Below are 23469 nucleotides of genomic sequence, written 5' to 3'. Positions count from 1 at the left end.
CGGGCCGCTCCCCTGGCTCATTCGGGATCCAGTAGGCCGTCGGGCGGGTCGATCTCGATGAGTTCTCGACTCACGGTCGGCACGATCGCGGTGACGAACGGGATCAGCACCTCCCGGCCATCGGGCATCTTCACCGACAGCAGATCCCCGGCAGGCAGGTGGACGACATCGGTGACGGTCCCCACATCATCGCCATCGACCGTGCGCACGGGGACCCCTTGCAGCTCGTGGTCGTAGAACTCGTCCGGGTCATCCCCGGAACTGACGTCGTCGGCATCGATCAAGAAGAGCACGCCGCGCAGCGCGGACGCGGAATCCCGGTCGTTGATCTCGGCGAGAGACAGCAACAGCCGCCCGGAGTGATTCCGGGCGGCTGTCACCGTGTAGCTGGTCTCGACGAAGGTGTTCTTACCGGTGGACTTTCGTCCGCGCAGCACATTTCCTACAGCAAAACGCACGCCTGGCTCGTCCGTACGGACGTCGACCATCACCTCGCCACGTACGCCGTGCGATTTGGCAACGCGGCCGACAACCAGATCCACCTGTGAGCGCCTTGTTCTGCGGTGCGATCAGCGGTCGGTGTCGACGATGTCGACCCGGACCCCGCGGCCACCGATTCCGGTGACGAGGGTGCGCAGCGCAGTGGCCGTGCGGCCGTTGCGGCCGATGACCTTACCGAGGTCTTCCGGGTTGACATGCACCTCGACGAAGCGGCCCCGTCGGCCGGTTACCAGCTCGACGCGGACGTCGTCGGGGTTGGCGACGATGCCGCGGACGAGATGCTCGACGGCGTCAGCGACGACGACGCTCACTTGTCGGCGACCTCAGCTGCGGGGGCCTCGGCAGCAGGCTCGTCGGCCTTCGGTGCATCTTCTGCCTTCTTGGCAGCCTTCTTCTTCGGGGTGACGGCTTCGCCGGCGGGAGCGTTGTCGGCAGCGGCGAGCGCAGCGTTGAACAGGTCCTGCTTCGACGGCTTGGGCTCTGCGACACGCAGGGTTCCCTCGGCGCCCGGCAGGCCCTTGTGCTTCTGCCAGTCACCGGTGATCTTCAGCAGTGCCGCGACGGGCTCGGTCGGCTGTGCGCCGACACCGAGCCAGTACTGCGCGCGATCGGAGTCGATCTCGATCAGGCTGGGCTCTTCTTTGGGGTGGTAACGACCGATGGTTTCGATTGCCCGGCCGTTACGACGGGTGCGGGCGTCGGCGACGACGATCCGGTACTGGGGGTTACGGATCTTGCCGAGGCGGGTGAGCTTGATCTTGACAGACACGAGTTACTTCCTTCTATGGTCACAGTGCAATTCGGCGACGTTCCAAGAGTCGGAGCGCCCGGTTTTGCTGTTGAGGTGGTGTGACCGCCGGTCGGCACGTGGCCGGGTCCGGCGAACCAGGGAGCCATTGTGCCAGAGAGTGCCCTCCCGACAGAAATCACGAGGCGGATGCAGAGAGTTCTGCGACTGCGATACGGGTCTCCGCTGCGATCAGATCCCCGTTGATGTGGGCGCCGGCCATCGCACCGGCAGCAGCAGCTGCGCCGACCTGGGCCATCAGGTTGCTGACGTTGCCTGCTGCCCACACACCAGGAACCGCGGTCAGCCCGGTCTCGTCGGCCGGGATGTATTCGCCGACGCCCATCGGATGCTGCACCGGCTGCAGCCCCAGGTCCGCAAGGAATGCTGCACGGGCGACGAATCGGGGCGTGACCGTCAGCGCTTGGCGCCCGACGAACGTGCCGTCGGCGAGCACGACCCCGGTGATGGCATCGCTCTCGGTTCTCACCGCCGCGACCTTGCCCTCGACGAGGCGTATCCCGCGCGCGGTCAGCTGCGTGCGTTCATCGTCGGTGAGCCGCAACTCATCGTTGTGGAACAGCACGATGTCCTTGCTGAGCTGCCGGAACATCTGGGCCTGGTGTAGGGACATGGCGTTCACTCCCAGGATCCCGATGGCCTGATCGCGCACTACCCAGCCGTGGCAGTAGGGGCAGTGCAGCAGGTCCTTGCCCCAGCGGTCGGCCAACCCCGGGATGTCGGGCAACTCATCGACCAATCCGGTGGTCACCAACAGTCGTCGTGCTCCGACAGTGACACCCCCTGCGGTCCTCACGGTGAACCCGGTGCCGACGTCGCCGTCGACACCGACCACCTCGTCGTCGAGGATCTGGGCGCCATAACTCTTCGCCTCGTCGCGCCCGATGGCGACGAGTTCGGCGGGCGGCAACCCGTCGCGGGTCAGGAATCCGTGCACACCGTCGGCGGGTGCATTCCGAGGTTGCCCACCGTCGATGACGAGCACCGACCGCCGCGAACGGCCCAACATCACCGCCCCACTCAGGCCCGCGGACCCGCCACCGATCACGATTGCGTCGTACGTTGCTTGCTGCTGCTGCTGCGTCATGAGTTCACTGTGCCGCCCGAACCCACAGCACGGCAAGTTTACTTGCCGATTCAGCAAATTCTGGCACACTGCATCCCATGGACGACGAGCTGCACGACACCCTCAACGCCGTCGGGCCGCGGCTTCGCGCCCTGCGCCGCGAACGGGAGATCACCCTCGCCGAGCTGGCGGAGAGCACAGGCATCTCCGAGAGCACGCTGTCGCGGCTCGAATCGGGTGGCCGGAAACCGACCTTGGAGTTGCTACTGCCACTCGCGAAGGCCTACGGCTTCCCGCTCGACGAACTCGTCGGCGCCCCGGCCACCGGCGACCCCCGCATCCACATGCGCCCCATCCGCCGGCACGGCCGTGTCTTCATCCCGCTGACGCGGCGCCCGGGTGGGATCCAGGCGTTCAAGCAGATCATGCCACCGCAGGACCCCGTCGAGCCCGAACTGAAGGTCCACGAGGGCTATGAGTGGCTGTACGTGCTGTCCGGTCGCGTCCGACTACTTCTCGGCGACCAGGATCTGACCCTGCTGCCGGGAGAGGTGGTCGAGTTCGATACCCATGTGCCGCATTGGATTGCGGCCGTCGGACCGGGAGAGGCAGAAGTTCTCTGCCTCTACGGAACCCAGGGCGAGCGCGCTCATGTCCGCACCAACACCTGAAGAATCTCAGACGAGGTGCCCGCCGCAGACGATCGCGGCCGGGGACCGCAAGATGGACAGGTCCTTTGCGGGGTCGTCGCGCAGCACGAGCACGTCCGCGCGATCACCGTCGCTCAGGCCTCCCGCCCCCAGCCACTCACGAGCAGAGCTGCACGCTGCGTCCAGTGCCTGCCCCGGACCTAGCCCGATGCCCGCCAGCGCGATGATCTCGTCGACGATGCGACCGTGTTCGACGAATCCGCCTGCATCCGTCCCTGCGTAGACGTCCACCCCCGCCTCGATCGCGGCGGCGAAGGTGCTCGGCGCGTCTGCGTGCAGCTTGCGCATGTGCTGCTGATAGGCGGGGAAACGGTCCGCCCCGTCGGCGATCGACGGGAAGTTCTCGACCTGGATCAACGTCGGCACCAACCCGATCCTCTGGGCAGCCATGATCGCGATGAGTTCGTCGTTCAGGCCGGTGCCGTGCTCGATGCAATCGATCCCGGCGTTGATCAGCCCGTAGAGGGCCTCTGTGCCGAACACGTGCGCGGTCACCTTGACACCGAGCTGGTGGGCCACCGAGATGGCCTCGCGGAGAACATTGTCCGGCCACAGTGGAGACAGATCCCCGGTGTCCCGGTCGATCCAGTCCCCCACCAGCTTGACCCAGCCGTCGCCTGCCTGGGCCTGCCGCGCGACCTCGGCGGGAAGGTCGGTGACCTCGTCCAGGTCGACGCCGTAGTCGCGTATGTACCGCTTCGGACGGGCGATGTGTTTGCCCGCCCGGATGAATCGGGGGCCTCCGGCATCGTCGTCGAGTGGGTGGGTGTCGACCGGCGACCCGACCTCACGGATCAGCGTCGCACCTGCTCGTAGGTCCTGGTGGGCGAACGCCCGGGCCTGCTCGATCGTGACGCCGAGCCCGGGTGCGATGCCGACGTGGTTGTGCGCGTCCACCAACCCCGGCATGATCCAGCCACCGTCGGTGACCGTGTCGGCGCCCGTGATGGGCTCGCGGGTGATGACACCATCATCGACCCAGAACTCGACGGGTTCACCCGACCCGACCGCCAATCCACGAAAGTGCAGCTGCGACAGGCTCATCGACCGCGACCGCCCCTACTTCTTCTTCGGCCGCTGGAACTGGCTCACGTCGATACCCTCGAGGCCGGGCGGAATCTGGTCAAGCCCGGCAGGCATGTTCGACAGGTCGGGGAAGCCGGCGGGCATACCACCAGGCATCCCGGGGAACCCGCCCCGCACCTTCGGAGGCGTAGGCCCGCGCCCACCCTTCTTGCCCTTCTTGCCGCCCTTTTTGCGATTGTTCTTGCGACCACCCGGCATGCCCATACGGCCGGCCATCTGCGACATCATCTTTCGCGCGTCGAAGAAGCGGTCGACGAGCTGATTGACGTCGCTCACCGTCACGCCTGAACCGTTGGCGATGCGAGCACGACGCGACCCGTTGATGATTTTCGGATTCTCACGCTCTGCCGGGGTCATACCGCGGATGATCGCCTGGACCTTGTCGAGCTGCTTGTCATCGACCTGGGACAAGGCGTCTTTCATGCCCGCCGCGCCCGGCAACATCCCCAGCAGGTTCCCGATCGGCCCCATCTTGCGGATCATGAGCATCTGCTCGAGGAAGTCCTCGAGAGTCAGCTCACCCTGGGTGATCTTGTTCGCGGCCGCCTCGGCCTGCTGGACGTCCCAGTGCGTTTCGGCTTGCTCGATCAGGCTCAGTACGTCGCCCATCCCGAGGATGCGACTCGACATCCGGTCGGGGTGGAAGACGTCGAAGTCCTCGAGCTTCTCGCCCGTGGACGCGAACATGATCGGACGGCCGGTGATCTCGCGCACCGAGAGCGCGGCACCGCCACGTGCGTCGCCGTCGAGCTTGGTCAGGACCACACCGGTGAAATCGACACCCTGGGCGAATGCTTCCGCCGTCGCCACGGCGTCCTGACCGATCATCGCGTCGAGGACGAAGAGCACCTCGTCGGGCTCGACTGCGTCACGGATGCCCTTGGCCTGGGCCATGAGTTCTTCGTCGATACCGAGGCGACCGGCAGTGTCCACGATCACGACGTCGTGGTGCTTGGACCTCGCCTCGGCCACACCGGATCTCGCGACCTCGATGGGTTCGGCCAGACTGCCCGCGCCCTCGGAACCCGAGACGCCGAGCTCGCCGGTGCCGCCCACGCTCGTGCCCGGGTTTGGCGCGAAGACCGGGACGCCGGCCCGCTCACCGACGATCTGGAGCTGACTGACAGCACCCGGTCGCTGCAGGTCACATGCCACCAGGATCGGGGTATGACCCTGCTTCTTCAGCCAGGCCGCGAGCTTGCCCGCGAGGGTGGTCTTACCGGCACCCTGCAGACCGGCGAGCATGATGACCGTCGGCGGCGTCTTCGCGAACTGGATCCGCCGGGTCTCGCCGCCGAGAATCCCGACGAGCTCTTCGTTGACGATCTTGACGACCTGCTGTGCGGGGTTGAGTGCCCCCGACACCTCTGCGCCCTTGGCACGTTCCTTGATCCTGGCGATGAAACCGCGGACGACGGTCAGCGAGACGTCGGCCTCGAGTAGGGCGAGACGGATCTCGCGGCAGGTGCGGTCGATATCGGCATCGGACAGCTTGCCCTTGCCGCGCAGATCGGTCAGGACACCGGCCAACCGGCCTGAGAGGGAGTCGAACATTCCCCTAGCCTATCGGGACGCCGGATTTACCGGTGTCCTCCTCTGGTTCCCGGGGTGGCGCAGGGGGTGGTACCACCGCCAGGATCGCCTCTTCGAGCTGGTCGCGCGTCTGCGGACCATCCCCGGGCAGGCTGACGCAGAATGAATCGACCACCGATCCGCCCAATGTGGAGACCTTCGCCCACGTGATGAAGACCCGATGCTGCTCGAGCACCGCACTGACCCGGGCCAGCAGGCCGACACGGTCGCCCGCGCGCAGTTCCAGGATCACCCTGTCGTCGTCGTATCCGTCGAACCACAGGACCCGCGGTGGGGCCTGGGCGAACAATGCCGGCACCGCCGGCCCCTGAGAGTTCTCTCCGCCCGGCCCCGGTGCGACCGGGAGCTGTGACTCCCGCTCACGGGCGTCGAGCCGGGCGATCACGTCGATGTTGCCCTCCAGCGCCTGGATCAGTTGCTGCCGCAGGAGGCCGGACTCCGATGGTTCACCGAACAGCGGTGAGACCAGGAACGTGTTGACCGCGCTCCCCGCGTGGGACTGTACCGACGCGCTCAGCAGCCGCAGGCCCCGCAAGGAGAGCACCCCCGCCATCTGCGAGAGCAGACCCGGCTGTTCGGGCGCGATCATGGTCACTGCGAAGGTGTGCGGGTTGTCGGTCGTCACGAGGTCGACGCTGACGCCGCCCGCTTCCGCCAGAGCGGTCAGTTCAGGCGTCAGCGGCCCTGGATCGGCCAACTCGCCGCCGTCCATCAGCCGCAGACACCGGCGGACCAGTTCGCCGATCAGTGAAGACTTCCAATCGCCCCAGACCCCGGGACCGGTCGCCTTGGAATCGGCTTCGGCAAGCGCGGCAAGCAATTCCAGTAGGACACGGGAACCGCCGAGGGTGTCGACCACGCCCTGCACGGTCGCCGGATCGTCCAGATCGCGCCTGGTCGCGACGTCGGGCAGGAGCAGGTGATAGCGGACCATCTTGGACAGGATCTGCACGTCTTCGGGCCACAGGCCGATGCGGTTACCCACCTGATTGGCGAGCTCGGCACCGACGACGCTGTGGTCGGCGCCGCGCCCCTTCCCGAGGTCATGGATCAGCGCGCCCAGGACCAGCAGGTCAGGACGTGACACCCTGGTCGTCATCGAACCCGCGTTGGCCGCGGTCTCCACGAGATGGCGGTCCACTGTCCACGTGTGGATCGGATCGCGTGGGGGTAGGTCTCGAATCGCACCCCATTCGGGGATCAGCCTGCCCCACAAGCCCGTCCGGTCGAGGGCCTCGATCGGCGCGATCATGTGTTCACCGGTGCCGAGCAGCACCAGCAGGTCACTGAGCGCATCGATCGGCCAGGGTTCCCGCAGCTCCGGCGCGTAGTCGGCCAGCCTGGCCAGGGTGGAGGCCGCCATGGGCAGGCCGGTCCGCGCCGATGCCGCAGCGACCCGCAGGATCAGACCTGGGTCCTTGCTGGGCAGCGCGTTACGCGCGAGGACGACCTCACCGAAGTGCTCGACAACCCCTTCATCCAGAGGGCGCCGGATGGGTGAGCGACGTAGCTTTGAAAGCCCCTTGCGCGGAAGCGAATTGGACGATGTACGCAGTCCAACCTCCACGGCGTAACTGATCGTGCGCGCGCTGTCACTGATGGTCCGGGCCAAGTCGAATCGATCGCCGATCCGCAGCGCGGCACCGATCTCATCGGCGTCCTGCGCACGCAGTTGCTCGCGGGGTCGACCGGTGATCCGGTGTAGTTCGGTGCGCACGTCGAGCAGGCGGGTGTACGCCTGCCGAAGCCCACCACCGGGAGAATCCGGACGGAGCGCAGCCATTCCATCGGTCAGCTGTGCCACGGCGAGGGCATCGAGCATGTGAACATCGCGCAACCCTCCCCGGCCGTACTTGAGATCGGGTTCGGCGCGATGGGCGATGTCGCCGCTGCGCCGCCAACGATCGCGGGCCTGATCGACGAGTCCGCCGAACCGCGAACGGATGTCGGTACGCCACTGCTGACGGATCCCACCGATCAGCAGTTTGGACAGGTCCTCGTCCCCGGCGATGTGGCGGGCCTCCAGCAACCCGAGCGCCGCGGTCATGTCGGTGGCGGCCACCTGTAGGGCCTGCGACACGGTCCGCACACTGTGGTCGAGTTTGATGTGCGCGTCCCACAGCGGATACCAGATCTGGTCGGCGATCTCCGCGACGACCGCCGGATCCATCTCGTCGTGCAACAGGATCAGATCGAGATCCGAATGGGGCAGCAATTCCTGTCTGCCCAGTCCGCCGACGGCAACGATGGCGAATCCGCTACCGGGTTTGATCCCGATCTCGGCGGCTTTGGTGGTGAGCCAGAAGTCGTGCAGGTCGACGAGAACCCTGCGCAGCGCGGGCGCATCGACCCGCTTGTTGCCGTCGGTCCGGCGTAGGAGTTGTTTGCGTGCTGTGACCAGATCCGTCGCGGCAGCCGGTGTCAGATGAGACGGCTGCGGTCCTGCTCCCGAGGGCTCCTCGGATGCAGGACCGCGACCGCCACGTACGAATGGCACTGTCGTTACAGCGCGTCGCCGCCGCGCTCTCCGGTGCGTACCCGGATGACCGCTTCCACTGGCGAGACCCACACCTTGCCGTCACCGATCTTGCCGGTGCGTGCGGCCTCGACGATCACGTCGACCACCTTGTCCACTGCGGCGTCGTCGACGACAACCTCCACGCGGACCTTGGGGACGAAGTCCACCGAGTACTCCGCGCCGCGGTACACCTCGGTGTGGCCCTTCTGACGGCCGTACCCCTGAACTTCACTGACGGTCATACCGACGACGCCGGCCTGCTCGAGTCCCGCCTTCACATCTTCAAGCGTGAATGGCTTCACGATTGCTGTAATGAGCTTCATTTGTTGCATCCCTCCATGAGGATCACAGTTCGAGTATTGAGTTTCCAGGACTTAAACGAGGTCGTACGCGCTTTCGCGGTGATCCGTCTCATCAATACCAGTGTCCTCATCCTCTGCGGTGATCCGCCAGCCGAGTGGCTTGAGAGCGAACGCGATGATGGCGGTCATGATCGCGGTGAACGCGACTGCGACGAGGGCGATCACGAGCTGGACGACGAGCTGCTTACCGCCGCCGCCGTAGAACAGGCCGGTCTCCGACGCCAGGAAGCCGATACCGATCGTGCCCCAGAGGCCCGCGACCAGGTGGACACCGACGACGTCGAGCGAATCGTCGAAGCCGAACTTGGACTTGAAGCCGACAGCGATTGCGGCGATCACGCCGGCCACAGCGCCGAGGATCAGCGAACCGATCGGCGTCAACGCTCCACAGGCGGGGGTGATGGCGACCAGACCGGCCACGATGCCCGAGGCCGCGCCGACACCGGTGGCGGACTTGTCGCGGATCTTCTCCACCACGAGCCAGCCGATCAGACCCGCGGCGGTTGCAGCAGTCGTGTTGATCCAGACCAGGCCGGCGAGTGCGTCTGCGGTGCCTTCGGAACCGACGTTGAAGCCGAACCATCCGAACCACAGGATCGCGGCACCGAGCATGACGAACGGTACATTGTGCGGGCGATAAGCGGTCCTGCCGTATCCGACGCGCTTACCGATGATGAGCACGAGGACCAGCGCAGCCATACCGGCGTTGATGTGGACCACGGTGCCGCCGGCGAAGTCGATCGGTGCGACCTTCGCGACCATCGTGCCGTCGACGTCTTCGGTGCCGAAGATCCAGGAGGCGAAGCTGGTCTCGTTGTTCGACAGCAGACCGCCACCCCACACCATGTGGGCGAGCGGGAAGTAGACCAAGGTCGCCCAGATGCCGGTGAAGACCAGCCAGGTCGAGTACTTGACGCGTTCGGCGAGCGCACCCGAGATGAGGGCCACGGTGATGACCGCGAACGTCAGCTGGAAGCCGGCCCACACGATGGCCGGGACATCACCGAAGCCGCCGATGACATTGAGGACCTCGTCTGGGTTCTCGGGATCCGGGATCGTTTCCATCAGCTGGTTCAAGCCGAACAGCGAGAACGGGTTGTCGAAGATGCCCGCGATGTCACTTTCTCCGGTGTGAGCCGAAGAGAACGACATCGAGTAACCCCACAACACATAGATGATGCTGACGACTCCGAGTGAGCCGAAGGACATCATCAACATGTTGAGGACGGACTTCTGTCGCGAGAGGCCACCGTAGAAGAAGGCCAGTCCCGGAGTCATGAAGAGCACGAGTGCGGCGCTCGTCAGGACCCAGGCGGTGGCCCCGACGTCGTAGGGCGCGAACGCATCGTCTGGCAGTGCCAAAACCACTGTAAGAAACCTCCTAGAGTGCGCCGACGGCTCGGCGCCTTCAAAGAGATTGGCGGGCAGGGATTTCGTTCGTGGTGCTGTGGTGTTTCATGCATGTGAACCAGCGGGCAGTTCATGTTTCATCTGTGTATACCGCCAGGAGCGGTGTTGATCAGATGGCGTGAAGTGCGGCCGTTTGTTGTTCGCACGCTGTCGACGGCGAGGTGGAATCAGCCGAGGAGCGCGTCGACGAACGCCTCTGGTTCGAAGGGTGCGAGGTCGTCTGCGCCCTCGCCGAGACCAACCAATTTGACCGGTACACCCAGCTCTCGTTGGACGTGGAAGACGATGCCACCTTTGGCGGTGCCGTCGAGTTTGGTCAGCACCACACCGGTGATCGAGACGACGTCGGCGAAAACCTTCGCCTGGGCGAGGCCGTTCTGTCCGGTCGTCGCGTCGAGTACGAGCAGGACCTCGTCGACTACGGCTTTCTTCTCCACGACCCGCTTGACCTTGCCGAGTTCATCCATCAAGCCGGTCTCGGTGTGCAGACGCCCTGCTGTATCGATCATGACCACGTCGACGCCCTCGTCGATGCCTCGGGCGACGGCGTCGAAGGCCACCGCGGCCGGATCGGCCCCTTCCTTGCCGCGGACGACCTCGGCACCGACCCGCTCGGCCCACGTCTGCAGCTGATCGGCTGCGGCCGCACGGAACGTGTCAGCAGCGCCGAGCAACACCCTGCGCCCGTCTGCGACGAGCACGCGGGCCAGCTTGCCGGTCGTCGTCGTCTTTCCCGTGCCGTTGACCCCGACGACCAACAGCACCGACGGTTTGCCGGCATGAGGCAGCGCCTTGATCGCGCGGTCGAGATCGGGACCCACCTCGGCGATGAGAACCTTGCGTAACAGCGCACGGACCTCCTCCGCGGTCCGGACGGGCGAGGCGGCCAGTTCGGTGCGCAGACGATCGACCACAGCAGTCGTCACCGCGGTCCCGAGGTCTGCCATCAGCAGGGTGTCCTCGATCTCTTCCCAGCCGTCCTCGTCGAGGTCGCCGGCGCCCAACAGCCCCAGCACACTCTTGCCGAGAGCATTCTGCGATCGGGACAGGCGACCACGGAGCAATCCCAGCCGCCCGGCTGTCGGAGCGATGTCGTCGAGCACCGGGGTCGAGGGGACCGGTTCGGCCACAGGTTCGGGCTCCACCGCCGGCTCGGGCTCGATCACCGGTTCCGGCGCCACTACCTCAGGTTCGGCGGGCGCGGCCTCGATCTCGGTGGTCGTCGCCTCGGGTGCCGGGGCAGCAGGTTCCGGTTCTTCTGTCTTCGGTTCTGTCTCGTCTGTCTTCGGTTCGGGCAGAGGAACATTGCGCAGGCCGCGTTTCGGTGCGTCGCGAGGGATCGCCGCATCGTCACCCACACCCGGCTGCCCGTCGGTGTCGGTCCGCTCGATCGTGGGTACGTCTCGGGCCGGCGGTTCGGCGGTGGCCGTGCCCGCGCCACCCTGGGTGAAAGAGAACCCGCTCCCCGCCTTGTAACCACCGGACTTGTCGACTTGCCTCGTGCCGTCGGAGGGTGTCCGATCTGCGCTGTCGCTCAGAGAGATTCGCCTGCGACGGGACAGGACCAGGCCCGTCGCCACGAGGGCGACGAGCAGAAGGACGACAACTACGACAATCGCGATGACGGCACCGGTGTTCACGGCCTCAGTCTGCCAGAGGCACCTACGCCATCAGTGCCAGAGGCGGACACGACCGACCTGCGGGTACCGTGACTGTCAGACGCCTCATCCATACTGCTGTCCCGCCGGTCATCTTCCAGGAGACGAGCATGAGCATCACAGTCGAGCAGTCCACTCTCACCACCAGGTTCCGTGACGTCCGCGCGCTCACCGATGAGCTAACCGCGCGACTGTCACCCGAAGACCAGGTTCCGCAGTCCATGACCGATGCCAGTCCGACGAAGTGGCATCGCGCCCACGTCACCTGGTTTTTCGAAGAGTTCATCCTGCGGAATCTGCCGGGATACACGGTGTACGACGAGAGCTTTCGGTACCTCTTCAACAGCTACTACGAGGCAGTGGGCGCCCGCCACCCCCGTCCACATCGAGGCCTCGTCACCCGACCCGGCGTCGACGAGATCACCCGTTACCGCGAGTACGTCGATCAGGCAATGATCTCGGCACTCGAGCAGGGCCGACTCGATGAGTACGCACGCACCCTCGTCGAACTGGGCTGCAACCATGAGCAACAGCACCAAGAACTGTTGCTCATGGACATCAAGCATCTCCTCTCGACGCACCCGTTCGCGCCTGTCTACGTCGAGCGGGGACCGGATGCCACGGAGGAGGCGGCACCCCTGCGTTGGCAATCCTTCGACGGGGGGCTCGTCACGATCGGGGCGAATCCGAATGGTTTCAGCTACGACAACGAGGGTCCCGGCCATTCGGTCTACCTCCCGGACTTCCAACTCGCCAACCGGCAGGTGACCAATGGTGAATGGCTGGAATTCATGGCCGATGACGGATATCGCCGCAGTGAACTCTGGTTGTCCGACGGATGGAACAGGATCGGCGAGACCGGCTGGTCAGCTCCAGGCTACTGGAGCCTCGACGACGGCACCTGGACGTCGTTCACGCTGTCCGGGAGGCGTCCGATCGTCGAGAGCGAACCGGTCGTACACGTGTCTTTCTACGAAGCGGACTCCTACGCCCGGTGGGCCGGCGCGCGGCTGCCCACCGAGTTCGAATGGGAGACCGCGGCGATTCGCACCGGAGCCTCCCGCGGCCAGCTCCTCGACCCTGGGCGATGTCATCCCGGCATCGCCGGTGAAACCATGGTCGGCGACGTCTGGGAATGGACCGCGAGTGCATACCTCCCCTACCCCGGCTTCGTACCTGCACACGGCGCCGTCGGCGAGTACAACGGCAAGTTCATGAGTGATCAGCACGTGCTGCGTGGCGCGAGCGCACTGACTCCCGCCGGCCATGAACGGCCCACCTACCGCAACTTCTTCCCAGCCGGATCCCGGTGGGTCTTCAGCGGACTCCGGTTGGCCCGATGACGATGTCACCACCGTCGGTCGACCCGTTGCTCGTCGCGGACGCCGTCGCCGGACTATGGCAGAGTCCGCCCGTCCTGCCCGCGAAATGGCTCTATGACAAACGCGGCAGTGAGTTGTTCGATGAGATCACCCGGCTGCCCGAGTATTACCCGACACGACGCGAGACCGAGATCCTGCGACGGAGCGCGGCAGAGATCGTCGCCGCGACGGGAGCCCGGACCATGATCGAGCTCGGTTCGGGGACGTCGGAGAAGACCCGGCTCCTGCTGTCGGCTTTCGCTGCCCGCGGGACCGACTTCACCTATGTGCCGCTCGACGTCAGCGTCGAGATGCTCACGTACGCGGCCGACCAGGTGGCAGCCGAGTTCCCGGAGATCTCGGTCCAACCCTTGCACGCCGACTTCGGTGACCCCGACCTGAATCTCGCGGACCGCGACGGACCGCGCATGGCGATCTTCCTCGGTGGAACGATCGGGAACCTCGACCCCACCGAACGGTCCGATTTCTACCGCCACATCGCGGGGGCGTTGCGGCCCGGAGACTACTTTCTCCTCGGGGCCGATCTGATCAAGGACACCGGCCGGTTGATCGCGGCCTACAACGACCGAGCCGGGGTCACCGCCGACTTCAACCGGAACGTCATCGAGGTCTTGCGTACAGGGCTCGACGCGACCGGCCTCTACACCGACGACTTCGATCACATCGCGAGGTGGAATCCGCCCGAGCACCGGATCGAGATGTGGCTACGCGCCCGGCGCGACGTGCACGCCCGGTTCGGCGCGATCGAGCGGACGTGGGAATTACCCAGAGGCGCTGAGATTCTCACCGAGATCAGCACGAAGTTCGACCTCGGATCGCTGCATGCCGAATTGGCCGCCGCCGGTCTACGGCAGCTCGAGAGCTGGACCGACCACGCCGACGACTTCGCAGTTGTGCTCAGTCAGGTCTGCTGAGCAATAGACTCGATCCCCGTGGTCGCCAACCGGACGAGATACGCGCGCAAACGCCGTCGCCGGATGGCCCGCGTCGAGCACGACCTGAGCGACGAACAGTGGTCGCAGCTCAAGGCAGCCTGGGAAGGGTGTGCGTACTGCGGCGCGGGCGACCGACCGCTGCAACGAGACTGCGTGCTACCGATCTCACGTGGCGGCCGGTACACCCTGGACAACATCGCACCCGCCTGCGGTTCCTGCAACGCCAGCAAATGCAACGACGAGGTGACCGCCTGGATGCGGCGCAAGAAGCTGGACGAGCGCGCGTTTCTCGAACGATACGTCGCCATCAGGTCGGCGATGGCCGCGAAGTTCCCCGTTGGGCAAGAAGTCGAGCAGGAGACGAACTCGCTCGGTTGATCACCCCGATCGGCGGCGGGCCTAACCGGTTGTCGGCGTCGGTGCCGGGAGGTCCTGCCCGCGCATGCGCTGCGAGATGACGGTGGTGATGCCGTCGCCCTGCATGCTCACGCCGTAGAGCGCGTCCGCGACTTCCATCGTGGGCTTCTGGTGTGTGATGACGATGAGCTGCGACTTTTCGCGTAGTTGCTCGAACAGCGTGATGAGCCGACGGAGGTTGGTGTCGTCGAGGGCGGCCTCGACCTCATCCATCACATAGAACGGCGACGGGCGGGCGCGGAAGATCGCCACCAGCATCGCCACCGCGGTCAGTGACTTCTCGCCGCCGGACAGCAGCGAGAGGCGCTTGACCTTCTTCCCCGGCGGTCGCGCCTCCACGTCGATACCGGTGGTCAGCATGTCGGATGGGTTGGTCAGGATGAGACGGCCGTCACCGCCGGGGAACAGGGTCTTGAACACCTCGACGAACTCGCGTTCGACGTCGGCGTAGGCCTCGGTGAAGACCTGCAGGATCCGGCTGTCGACATCCTGCACCACGTCGAGAAGGTCCTGCCGCGCCTTCTTCACGTCCTCGAGCTGAGTGGACAGAAAGTTGTATCTTTCCTCGAGCGCGGCAAACTCTTCCAGCGCAAGCGGATTGACTTTACCGAGTGTGTTGAGGTCGCGCTGTGCCTTCTTCGCACGGGCCTGCTGGGTCGCCCGGTCGTACGGTATCGGGGTGGGCGCGACTACCATCTCGCCGCGTTCTTTCGCCTGCTCGTATTCCGCCATCTCGAGTTCGGACGGCGGCATCGTGACCTCGGGACCGTACTCAGCCACCAGATCGTCCGGACTGATCGAGAAGTCCCCCATGATCTGTTCTTCGAGTTGTTCGATGCGCAGCGACACCTGCGCCTTGGCCACCTCGTCGCGGTGCACAGCATCACGTAGCGCCGTCAGCTGCGCACCGACCTCGGCGGCCGCCTTTTTCGCGACATCCAGTTGCTCCGTGCGGACCCGCCGCTCCCGCTCCAGTTCGTCACGATGCGCTTGTGCCCCCGCCACTGCGGTTTCGAGCCTCGTTGCGATCAGACCGCCGCACTCGAACACCACTTCGGCCACACTCGCCGCGTGCCGGCGGGCGCGGTTCTGGCGTTCGGCCCGCTCGCGCGCTTCTCGCTCAGCGCGGGCCGCGCGCCGGAGTGAATCCGACTTACCCCGCACCGACGCCAGCCGCTCCTCGGCGCTGCGCAGGGCGAGGCGTGCCTCCATCTCCACCGAACGTGCCTCGGTCACGGCAGCGGCCGTACGATCGCGATCGTTGTCGGGCAGATCCCCGTCCGCAGGGGCCTCTTCGCTGTCGTCGCGGGCCAGGCGCAGTCGCTCCTCGAACTCGGCCAGTTTCGCCAGAGCCTCGGTGCGGCCGTCTTCTGCCTTTGCCCGCTGATTGGTCAGCCGGGTCGATTCTTCCTGCGCTGCACGGGCGGTCTGCCCGAGGCGGGCCAACTGCTCGTACACCGCACCCAACTCGGCGTCCGACTCGTGCAGTGCGGCCAGCGCCTGCTCAGCGGTCTCTCTGCGATCGGTCTGCTGCGCGAGGGCCCCGGCGAGTGCCGCGACCAGTTCTTCACTGCGTCGCCGGGACTGCTGGAGTTCGGCACGTGCCGAATCGATTGCTGACTGCACCTCGATGGTTGACGGACGCGCGCCGGTTCCACCGCTGCGCCAGCCCGCTCCGATCAGATCGCCGTTGAGGGTCACGACCCGCAGGGAGCCCAGGTATGGGACCCCTCCGGCGGCCTCGTCGAGTACGGCTTCTGCGATCGAGACATCGTCCGCGACGACGGTGTAGCCGAGCAGCAGCTCCAGGGCTCCCCGCAGCGTGTCCGGACCGTCGACGACGTCGAGCGCCCAGACCGCGCCCGCCGGAAGGCCGGCAGAGCCGCGCCCGGACGGGTCGACGCCCCCGATCAAGACCGCAGCACGCCCGCCCTCGTTCTCGCGCAGCGACGACAAGGCGGAGCGGGCGGCCGGTAGGTCAGCCGTCGCCACTGCATCAGCTGCCGGACCCATGGCAGCAGCGATCGCCGCCTCGTAACCGTCTTGCACCCGCAGCAGCGAGGACATCGGCCCCAGCAGTTCACCGGCCCTGTTCTCCAGCAGCCACGCGCCACCGTCTTTACGCTCGAGACCGACTGCGAGAGCGTCGATCCGGGCGCCCAGCGACGTGACCCGCTGTTCCGCGGCACGCTCGGCTGCCTGCAGTTCCGCGACCCGTTCGTTTGCCTGGTTCAACGCCGCGACACTGCGCTCGTGATGCTCGTCCAACCCCAGCTCGGAGGCATCGAGGTCGGCGACAGTGGCCTGGACCGCGTCGAACTCGTCGGCGGCCTCGGTGGCCCTGGCGACCGCGTTGTCGATCGCCGCTCCCAGACGGGTCGCCTCGGCATCGATCGACTCGACCTTGGTCCGGAGATTGTTCACCTGGCCCTCGAGCCGCGCCAGTCCCTCGCGGCGATCGGCAACCGCGCGCACGGCGGCCAGGTGCTGCTGCTGCGCCGCCGCGGCTTCCTGCTCACGCTCGCTCAGTGCGACCTTCGCGTCGTCGAGAGCTTCGGCAGTCACCTCGACGGTCTCGGTGAGGATGAACTCCTCTTCGGCTGCGACCTCTGCTTGACGATCGAGCTCGTCGGGATCGCGCCCGGAGTCGTTGCGCACCGGCTCCGCGAGGTACCGACTGCGCTCGCCGGCGATTCGGCAGGTTGCCCCGACTCGTTCGGTCAGCGCCGACAACGCGAACCAGGCCTGTCCGGCGTCGTTGGCAGCCGGCACGATCTGCGCCAGATACTTCTCGTTCTCGTCGACCTGGCCACCGAGTTCGTCGAGGCGCTGTGCCAGCTCGTCTTGCTGCCTGCGAAGTTCCGCCTCGGTGGTACGTTGCTCCGCCAGTTCGTTGCGACGGGTCACCAGATCGTCTGCAGCCAAACGCAATCGGGCATCACGCAGGTCGGCCTGGACGGTCTGGGCCCGGCGGGCGACCTCTGCCTGCCTACCGAGTGGTTTGAGTTGACGCCGCAGTTCGGCGGTGAGGTCGCCCAGGCGCGCCAGATTGGACTGCATCGCGTCGAGCTTGCGAACCGCTTTCTCTTTGCGCTTGCGATGTTTGAGGACCCCGGCAGCCTCTTCGATGAAGGCCCGACGCTCTTCCGGGCGCGACTCCAGAATCGCCGCCAGCCGTCCCTGGCCGACGATGACATGCATCTCCCGGCCGATGCCGGAGTCGCTGAGCAGTTCTTGCACGTCCATCAGCCGGCACGAGCTGCCGTTGATCTCGTACTCCCCGGCACCGTCACGGAACATCCGCCTCGTCACCGACACCTCGGAGTAGTCGATGGGAAGCGCGCCGTCGGAGTTGTCGATGGTCAGGGTCACTTCCGCGCGTCCCAGCGGCGCGCGGCCGGACGTGCCCGCGAAGATGACGTCCTCCATCTTCCCGCCGCGCAGCGCTTTCGCGCCCTGCTCGCCCATCACCCAGGTCAGAGCGTCGACGACGTTCGATTTGCCCGAACCGTTGGGGCCCACCACACAGGTGATCCCCGGTTCGAACCGCAGGGTGGTTGCTGACGCAAAGGACTTGAAGCCCTTGAGGGTCAGACTTTTCAGGTGCACAGCGCTTGAGCGTACCCATTACCGTCCGCGGCGTGGGCGGGCGGTGTGATCGGGCGGCCGAGGCGACGGGCGATCAGCGCTCGACAAACCCTGTCAAGTCACCGCGGGCGGGTCCCCATTGCACCACCACCGTGTCCACGTGACCTGGACTCCGGCCCTGATCGAGCAGGTCCAGCAAGTTGTCGCAGTCAGCCCTGTGGCCTTCCGCCACGATCAGTACGCGGCCGTCGGCGTGGTTCGTCGCGGAACCCACGAGCCCCAGTTCGAGCGCTCGGGCACGCGTCCACCACCGGAATCCGACGCCCTGTACTCGCCCGTGCACCCAAGCGGTGAGCCGGACAGGGTCCGAATCAGGTCCTGGATGCTCGGCCACGGTGCTACTCCGCGTCGATGCGCAGGTCGACGGTGGTTCCTGCCTTGAGGGTGCGCCCTACCGTGCACACCGCGTCGACGGCCCGTTCGACCACCACCAGCAACCGTTTCGCGGCTTCCGGGTCCAACTCGGACAGATCGACCTCGAGCACCTCGCTCAACGCCGGATAGACCTCGTTGTCCCGGTCTGCGTCCCCGGCCACGCGCACGGTCGCGTCATAGTCATCTCCGAGCCTGCGCGAGAGCGGCTTGTCCGAACTCATCCCGGTACAGGCGGCGAGAGCGATCTTCAGCAACTCACCGGGCGTGAAGACTCCCTCGACGTCCTGCGAACCGATGAGGACCTCGGCGCCGCGGCTACTGCGCCCGGTGTATCGCCTGCTGCCGGTTCGCTGAACCCACAGTTCTGTCGCATGCTGCTCACTGGCCACTGGTTCGGTTGCGCTCATGTCCATATTGAACACGCCGCCCCACCCGGCAATTCCGCGGGACCTCAGCGGGGAGAGACGACGCGACGCGGGTCACCAACGGTCGATGTGAAGCAGGTTGTCGAGGGGTTCGCGCGGCGCAGGCTTGAACGTGTCCCCCGTGTAGAACGCCGTCGGGATCAACGCCGCCTGATGGAAACCGGCGGGAATCTCGAGGAGTTCCGCGACTTCCGCCTCCCGCTGCAGATGCAGCGTGGTCCACGCGGTGCCGAGGCCGCGGGCACGTGCAGCGAGGGCAAAACTCCACGCCGCGGGCAGCAACGACCCCCAGAGGCCGGCCTGATTCCCGGCCGGTAGCGTCGCGCCGGCCTTGATACAAGGGATCACCAGAACGGGGACCTCGCCCATGTGCTCGCCGAGCCACGCGACGCTGCCACCGACCCGCTGCTGCACAGGGGCACGCTCAGGATCGTCCGCGAACAGTTTGGCTGCCGACTGGTTCGAGTCGAGATACTCGTCGACGAGTTCGCCGTAGATCTTCCCGATCGCCGCGCGTACCTCTGGGTCGGTGACGACAATCCACTGCCAGCCTTGACGATTGGATCCCGACGGCGCCTGGAGCGCGATCTCGAGGCACTCTTTGACGAGTTCGATGGGCACGGGTTTCGTCAGGTCCAGCCGCTTACGCACGGTTCGGGTGGTGGTCAGCAGTTCGTCGGGCGTCAGGTTCACGGTCATACGACGATCATGCCCGACGCGCAGCGGCTAGAAGCGCGGGCGAACCTGGCACTTCGGGCCGCTGAAAGAACTGCGATTCATGAACTGCTCCCGTCGCATCGCTGCACCGCAACGCCGGCAGGGCTTGTCCTCTCGCCCATAGGCGTTGAGCGAACGCTCGAAGTACCCCGACTGGCCGTTTGTCGTTGATGCGGGTCTAGTTCCCGTACCCGGAACGATTATCAGGACAGTCTCCTGAGGTTCAGGCCCCAATGGTTGTCGGAGGCGGCCGCTACCTTCGGTTCAGTCACCCCCGAGGAGGGACTGATCCATCCCGGGGTTTCCGGGAAGTTCGTCCAAGAAAGGACGAACCGCATAGCAGCAGGCTCGAAAATATGGCGGTCAATCGAGGACACTGGCATCAACCGAGGTGGCCTTGCAGAGGCGAGTGAAGTGATCGAGGTCAGCCGCCCGTAGGAACTCCATGCATCGCCGGACCGAGTTGTAAACTGCCCGTACGTCGAGAACGTCCACCGCCTCACTCCCTTCGCCATGGGACCACCTGTTACAGAAGTCGTAGACATCACGGTATGGCTGGAGTTCCGGCGCTTCGATCATTGCCTCAAGTTGCTGGTCGAAGTGGCTCAGATCCGGCGTGTTATAGCTCGCGAAGCTCTCCAGCACGCGGCGTGCCGCGTTGGGGAGTAGGAACAAGCGCTCGTGGTCGATTGGCTCGGCAAGGCCTTTCATGACCATCGAGAACAGGTAGGCGTACTCGGAGGTGCTCTTACGGAGAAGGTCGGGCAAAGGTGCGATGCGCGTCTGGCGCTGCCCACCTTGGTTACTTGCGAAGCACTCGATGAAGGCGACACGTGGGTAGCGAATTTCGTTGGGATCGTTGTTCTTCACTTTCCTGAACGAAGTGTCCCACTGGTTCTTCTGCGACTTCAGGAACAGGCGGAGCAGGTTGAAGTCATGGGTGAAGACGACAAACTGTCCCGCGTTCTCGAGAGCAGAGACCAGCCATTGGTGTGTAGCGAACACCGACTCCCGGTCCAAGGAGCTGGAGGGGTCATCGATGATCACGATCCGCTTGCCCGGGTCAATCCTGCGACTTTCATCCTCCAACTGACGCAGGAAGTACAGGAGCGAAAGGGTGGTGCGCTCACCTTCGCTGAGATGAGTTGCAGCCAGGCCGCCGCGCCAGCAAGTGTAGGACTTACCGTCGTCGGTGACGCGCACCGAGAGGTGGCCCCGCCCGAAGACCCTCGACAGATCTTCGGTGAGCCTTGTAGCAGTCTCGCTGGTCGTCAGCTTCTGCTCGCGTATTCTCCTCAACCTGCGATCGCTCACGGAAGCCGCCCGCGAATCAGCCTCTCCCTTTTCGGATGCTTCGCCAGCCTGCTTCCTAAGTTCCGCGAACCGTGCGCTGCGTGAGCCAACCAGGTGATCGAGAACTGTGTTGATGTTCTCGGAACGGAGTCGATCGTGGTCGTCGGCCTGCTCGTTGTGTGTTGCAACAAGCTCATCCACCACCGCCGTTCTGGGTGGCGTACCCAACGGGGTGAGGTCTGGCGAAGTGGGCGTTGCGCTTGGGTCCAGTTCCTTCACGCCAAGGGTCTCCTCGACGGCTGCGAGGACGTCAACCCTAGTCGCTACGGCCGCTTGGATAGCCTCGACAGCCTCTTGATAGGTAGGACGGAGCTCGCCTGCGATCAGCGGCGAGTCAGGCCACTCACGCGCCCACGCTGCCAAGTCTCGTGCTTCTTGATTGACCTGATCACGCAATGTGCGTGCGCGGGCGCGGATACTCAGCCAGCTTTCGTCGAAGTGCTTCGCAAGAGCTTCGCGGCGCTGCTCGGTAAGGGGCGAAGCGCAGAACAAACATTCGACCTCAGTCTCGTGCAGTTCACGGCCCTCCTCAACCCATCGCTGAACCTCGGGATGGCCCTCCAGTGACGCCAGAGCTTCCCGAGTTGGAGTCTCAGACAGAAGTACGTCTATGTCGCGCAAGCTGGCAATGACGGCATCCGGCATCGGGCGGGGAACTGGAATCTTCTCCGGCGTGCCCTCCCCAAGATGCATCAGCGCAGCGGCATGGTCAGCCGTACTCGGCACCTCTCCCTTGAACCCAGCAAGATCGGCCTTCACCGTCGGCAGTTGATACCGGTGCTTGGTAAACCGCCGTCGGTCGACATCCTCCAGCTCCGCAACGATGAGGTTCTGGAGCTCGCGCGCCAGCGCCTCGGCCTTCTTGTCGAGTTCCTCGGCCGTCCGTGTGTGCTCCTGGGCGGACTTGACGAAAGACGCGATTTCTTCAGTGAGGCGCTCCTCCTCCTCCTTCGCCGAGATGGCCTGTCTACCCAATGTCACGATGGCCGACGCCGAATCGCCATCAAGAAATGCTGAGAGGTTCTCCTCCACCCACCGCTTGGTGAACACCGCTACACCACTGGCGGGGCCGGCCGCTCCACTGGCCACGCGATAGCAAGTTCCATCCTCTGCCTGCCAGGACGTGTCCACAGGGGCACCGTCACCGGCGAGCGCCAGCAACAAGTCCGCGATGGTGGACTTACCGCTCCCGTTGTGCCCGTAGACGATAGTTCGCTTGCCGAACGGGACCTCCTTCGGCCAGAAGCCAGGCGCAAGGGAGCGCCACTGACTGTGGACGTCAAGACTTCGAAGCATGGCGTGAGACTACGCAGAAGTCCCGACAGTTACGGCTCCGACACCCTTCTCCTAGAGCAACCCGCTACCCCTTGCCCTTGCTTACCATTTGTCCAGAGACAAACCGGGCCCACTGTTGTCGCTGGCAACGCGGCAGAAGAACGAACTCCGGTTCGTGAACGCTTCCCACATAATCGGCGTCCCGCACCTGTCGCACGGCGGACCTTCTTGACCATGTGAATGCAGTTCCCTGGGCGGACGGGCCATACGGGCACTAGTTGGCCCCGCTGGACCCCCGATCGTCGAGCGTCCGGTCAACGGCCGGCTTGCAGACGGTGGATTCGACGCGGAGTGAGATGATCGCGGGATGACCACTCCCGCTGGCTTCCTGAGCGCGGACCATCAGCACCGATGGGCAACCGCGACCTACGTGGTACGCGCATGCGACCTGGCGCTCGCTGACGTAGTCGACCCCAAGCCGGGCAGCTTCATGCGAATGGCCGACATCGCGTACAAGTGGGAGAAGACCTCCGTGTGGTCGCGCGGCTATCTAACGTCGGGCACCGAGCACATGATGCTGTGGGCCGACCTGGTCGCGCCGTACGAGTTCGTGGAGGGCCACATCAACCAGGTGCGCTTCCTCCCCTATCTGCTGATGGGCAGGGCAGGTCTCGAGTCCGGAGCCCACGCAGTCTGGCTGCTGGACCCGAAGGACCCTCGTGACTGCGTGCGTCGACTCCTGCGGGTGATGCATAAGGACTTCGGCTACGCGCGCAAGGCCCGGAAGGCAGGCGGCTTGCCCGTGGAGAAGATCGACGTGCGGATGGACGAGCTGGTCGCCCGGGCCGAGGAGCTCGGCGTCGGGGTCTCCCCGAAGGACAAGCCTCCGGGGTACGAGGGGTTGGTTAAGGCGGCCGCCACCACCGTCGGCGGCGACCCCGAGCGCTGGTCGTACCTGTGGAACGCCGCGAGCGGCGCCGGCCACGGCCAGAATTGGTTCGGCGTGGAGGGGTATGACGTCGAACTGGGCGACGAGTACGAGCCGGGTCATTACCGGACGACGCGTATACCCGACGGGTCGTACATCACCGAGGTCATGGAGGCCGCGGCCGACACTCTTCAGTGGGGAACGTGGCGGTGGCTCGACCTGTGCGGTTATGACGCGCAGACGCGAATGACGGACGCAGCAAAGGATGTCCACTCGCGGATGCCGAAGAAGGACTGACGCCA

20 protein-coding genes and 1 pseudogene are annotated in these 23469 nt (G+C 65.5%); 5 read left to right on the top strand and 16 right to left on the bottom strand.

The features are described 5' to 3' along the window. Positions 1-17: 17 nt before the first annotated feature. The 4 genes from rimM to BFL43_RS04425 all read right to left on the bottom strand — a co-directional run bounded on the left by rimM (position 18) and on the right by BFL43_RS04425 (position 2396). The gene (gene rimM, locus BFL43_RS04440) at positions 18-542 is read right to left on the bottom strand and encodes a ribosome maturation factor RimM (RefSeq protein WP_084891162.1); all 525 of its coding nucleotides are present in this window, start codon (positions 540-542) and stop codon (positions 18-20) included. 27 nt (positions 543-569) lie between these two features. After that, positions 570-812 (bottom strand): RNA-binding protein, encoded by a 243-nt coding sequence (locus BFL43_RS04435; protein WP_020107279.1) that lies wholly within the window; start codon positions 810-812, stop codon positions 570-572. Continuing rightward, the gene (gene rpsP / locus BFL43_RS04430; protein WP_084891160.1) at positions 809-1270 is read right to left on the bottom strand and encodes a 30S ribosomal protein S16; all 462 of its coding nucleotides are present in this window, start codon (positions 1268-1270) and stop codon (positions 809-811) included. The genes BFL43_RS04435 and rpsP overlap by 4 nt, the downstream gene beginning before the upstream one ends. 157 nt (positions 1271-1427) lie before the next feature. After that, positions 1428-2396 (bottom strand): NAD(P)/FAD-dependent oxidoreductase, encoded by a 969-nt coding sequence (locus tag BFL43_RS04425; RefSeq protein ID WP_084891158.1) that lies wholly within the window; start codon positions 2394-2396, stop codon positions 1428-1430. Positions 2397-2473: 77 nt separating this feature from the next. On the opposite strand from BFL43_RS04425, the gene BFL43_RS04420 reads away from it, so the two are divergent. Then, positions 2474-3046 (top strand): XRE family transcriptional regulator, encoded by a 573-nt coding sequence (locus BFL43_RS04420; RefSeq protein WP_084891156.1) that lies wholly within the window; start codon positions 2474-2476, stop codon positions 3044-3046. A gap of 6 nt (positions 3047-3052) precedes the next feature. Here BFL43_RS04420 and BFL43_RS04415 read toward each other — a convergent pair whose 3' ends face one another. The 6 genes from BFL43_RS04415 to ftsY all read right to left on the bottom strand — a co-directional run bounded on the left by BFL43_RS04415 (position 3053) and on the right by ftsY (position 11694). Then, positions 3053-4129: an amidohydrolase family protein gene (locus BFL43_RS04415; protein ID WP_084891154.1), complete on the bottom strand. Its 1077-nt coding sequence runs from the start codon at positions 4127-4129 to the stop codon at positions 3053-3055. A gap of 15 nt (positions 4130-4144) precedes the next feature. Beyond that, positions 4145-5725 carry a signal recognition particle protein gene (gene ffh / locus BFL43_RS04410; protein WP_084891152.1) on the bottom strand — a complete coding sequence of 527 codons (1581 nt, stop codon included), beginning with the start codon at positions 5723-5725 and terminating at the stop codon, positions 4145-4147. Between the two features lie 4 nt (positions 5726-5729). Further along, positions 5730-8261 carry a [protein-PII] uridylyltransferase gene (locus BFL43_RS04405; protein WP_084891150.1) on the bottom strand — a complete coding sequence of 844 codons (2532 nt, stop codon included), beginning with the start codon at positions 8259-8261 and terminating at the stop codon, positions 5730-5732. Between the two features lie 5 nt (positions 8262-8266). Further along, entirely contained in the window at positions 8267-8605 is a 339-nt protein-coding gene (locus BFL43_RS04400; RefSeq protein WP_084838616.1) for a P-II family nitrogen regulator, read from the bottom strand. Between the two features lie 51 nt (positions 8606-8656). Next, entirely contained in the window at positions 8657-10012 is a 1356-nt protein-coding gene (locus BFL43_RS04395; RefSeq protein ID WP_084891147.1) for an ammonium transporter, read from the bottom strand. 209 nt (positions 10013-10221) lie between these two features. Next, positions 10222-11694, bottom strand: coding sequence for a signal recognition particle-docking protein FtsY (gene ftsY / locus BFL43_RS04390; RefSeq protein ID WP_084891145.1), 1473 nt, complete (start codon positions 11692-11694; stop codon positions 10222-10224). A gap of 128 nt (positions 11695-11822) precedes the next feature. Here ftsY and egtB point away from each other — a divergent pair, with 128 nt between their 5' ends. The 3 genes from egtB to BFL43_RS04375 all read left to right on the top strand — a co-directional run bounded on the left by egtB (position 11823) and on the right by BFL43_RS04375 (position 14407). Continuing rightward, positions 11823-13055 (top strand): ergothioneine biosynthesis protein EgtB, encoded by a 1233-nt coding sequence (gene egtB / locus BFL43_RS04385; RefSeq protein WP_084891143.1) that lies wholly within the window; start codon positions 11823-11825, stop codon positions 13053-13055. Positions 13056-13057: 2 nt separating this feature from the next. Continuing rightward, the gene (egtD, locus tag BFL43_RS04380) at positions 13058-14008 is read left to right on the top strand and encodes an L-histidine N(alpha)-methyltransferase (protein ID WP_084891141.1); all 951 of its coding nucleotides are present in this window, start codon (positions 13058-13060) and stop codon (positions 14006-14008) included. Between the two features lie 63 nt (positions 14009-14071). Continuing rightward, positions 14072-14407, top strand: coding sequence for an HNH endonuclease signature motif containing protein (locus tag BFL43_RS04375; RefSeq protein WP_084891139.1), 336 nt, complete (start codon positions 14072-14074; stop codon positions 14405-14407). A 21-nt stretch (positions 14408-14428) separates the two neighbouring features. Here BFL43_RS04375 and smc read toward each other — a convergent pair whose 3' ends face one another. From smc to BFL43_RS04345, 6 genes and pseudogenes are all read right to left on the bottom strand, one after another. Continuing rightward, positions 14429-18055, bottom strand: coding sequence for a chromosome segregation protein SMC (gene smc / locus BFL43_RS04370; RefSeq protein WP_084891137.1), 3627 nt, complete (start codon positions 18053-18055; stop codon positions 14429-14431). Positions 18056-18128: 73 nt separating this feature from the next. Then, positions 18129-18428, bottom strand: coding sequence for an acylphosphatase (locus tag BFL43_RS04365; RefSeq protein ID WP_084891135.1), 300 nt, complete (start codon positions 18426-18428; stop codon positions 18129-18131). Positions 18429-18432: 4 nt separating this feature from the next. Then, on the bottom strand, positions 18433-18876 hold the full coding sequence (locus BFL43_RS04360) for an OsmC family protein (protein ID WP_240498053.1): 444 nt from the start codon (positions 18874-18876) through the stop codon (positions 18433-18435). Positions 18877-18948: 72 nt separating this feature from the next. Continuing rightward, positions 18949-19593 carry a nitroreductase family protein gene (locus BFL43_RS04355; RefSeq protein ID WP_084891131.1) on the bottom strand — a complete coding sequence of 215 codons (645 nt, stop codon included), beginning with the start codon at positions 19591-19593 and terminating at the stop codon, positions 18949-18951. 27 nt (positions 19594-19620) lie between these two features. Then, positions 19621-19773, bottom strand: a pseudogene (locus BFL43_RS04350) (zinc finger domain-containing protein); the annotation flags it as partial. A gap of 201 nt (positions 19774-19974) precedes the next feature. After that, positions 19975-22260, bottom strand: coding sequence for an AAA family ATPase (locus tag BFL43_RS04345; RefSeq protein WP_084891127.1), 2286 nt, complete (start codon positions 22258-22260; stop codon positions 19975-19977). Between the two features lie 346 nt (positions 22261-22606). Between BFL43_RS04345 and BFL43_RS04340 the strand changes: the two genes are divergently transcribed. Further along, complete coding sequence (locus BFL43_RS04340) at positions 22607-23464, top strand: hypothetical protein (RefSeq protein WP_084891125.1); 858 nt, start codon at positions 22607-22609, stop codon at positions 23462-23464. The last annotated feature ends 5 nt before the right edge of the window (positions 23465-23469 follow it).

Origin of the sequence: Williamsia sp. 1135 (assembly GCF_002095395.1) — a bacterium.
Taxonomy (GTDB): domain Bacteria; phylum Actinomycetota; class Actinomycetes; order Mycobacteriales; family Mycobacteriaceae; genus Williamsia.
Note: the sequence above shows the minus strand (reverse complement) of the source record. Positions and strands in the feature narration are given on the sequence as shown.

Excerpts from the sequence above, each read along its gene's own strand:
- BFL43_RS04425 (WP_084891158.1), bottom strand. The coding sequence starts at position 2,396 with ATGACGCAGCAGCAGCAGCAAGCAACGTACGACGCAATCGTGATCGGT.
- BFL43_RS04420 (WP_084891156.1), top strand. The coding sequence starts at position 2,474 with ATGGACGACGAGCTGCACGACACCCTCAACGCCGTCGGGCCGCGGCTT.
- BFL43_RS04415 (WP_084891154.1), bottom strand. The coding sequence starts at position 4,129 with ATGAGCCTGTCGCAGCTGCACTTTCGTGGATTGGCGGTCGGGTCGGGT.
- ffh (WP_084891152.1), bottom strand. The coding sequence starts at position 5,725 with ATGTTCGACTCCCTCTCAGGCCGGTTGGCCGGTGTCCTGACCGATCTG.
- BFL43_RS04400 (WP_084838616.1), bottom strand. The coding sequence starts at position 8,605 with ATGAAGCTCATTACAGCAATCGTGAAGCCATTCACGCTTGAAGATGTG.
- egtB (WP_084891143.1), top strand. The coding sequence starts at position 11,823 with ATGAGCATCACAGTCGAGCAGTCCACTCTCACCACCAGGTTCCGTGAC.
- egtD (WP_084891141.1), top strand. The coding sequence starts at position 13,058 with ATGTCACCACCGTCGGTCGACCCGTTGCTCGTCGCGGACGCCGTCGCC.
- BFL43_RS04375 (WP_084891139.1), top strand. The coding sequence starts at position 14,072 with ATGGCCCGCGTCGAGCACGACCTGAGCGACGAACAGTGGTCGCAGCTC.
- BFL43_RS04360 (WP_240498053.1), bottom strand. The coding sequence starts at position 18,876 with ATGAGCGCAACCGAACCAGTGGCCAGTGAGCAGCATGCGACAGAACTG.
- BFL43_RS04355 (WP_084891131.1), bottom strand. The coding sequence starts at position 19,593 with ATGACCGTGAACCTGACGCCCGACGAACTGCTGACCACCACCCGAACC.
- BFL43_RS04345 (WP_084891127.1), bottom strand. The coding sequence starts at position 22,260 with ATGCTTCGAAGTCTTGACGTCCACAGTCAGTGGCGCTCCCTTGCGCCT.
- BFL43_RS04340 (WP_084891125.1), top strand. The coding sequence starts at position 22,607 with ATGACCACTCCCGCTGGCTTCCTGAGCGCGGACCATCAGCACCGATGG.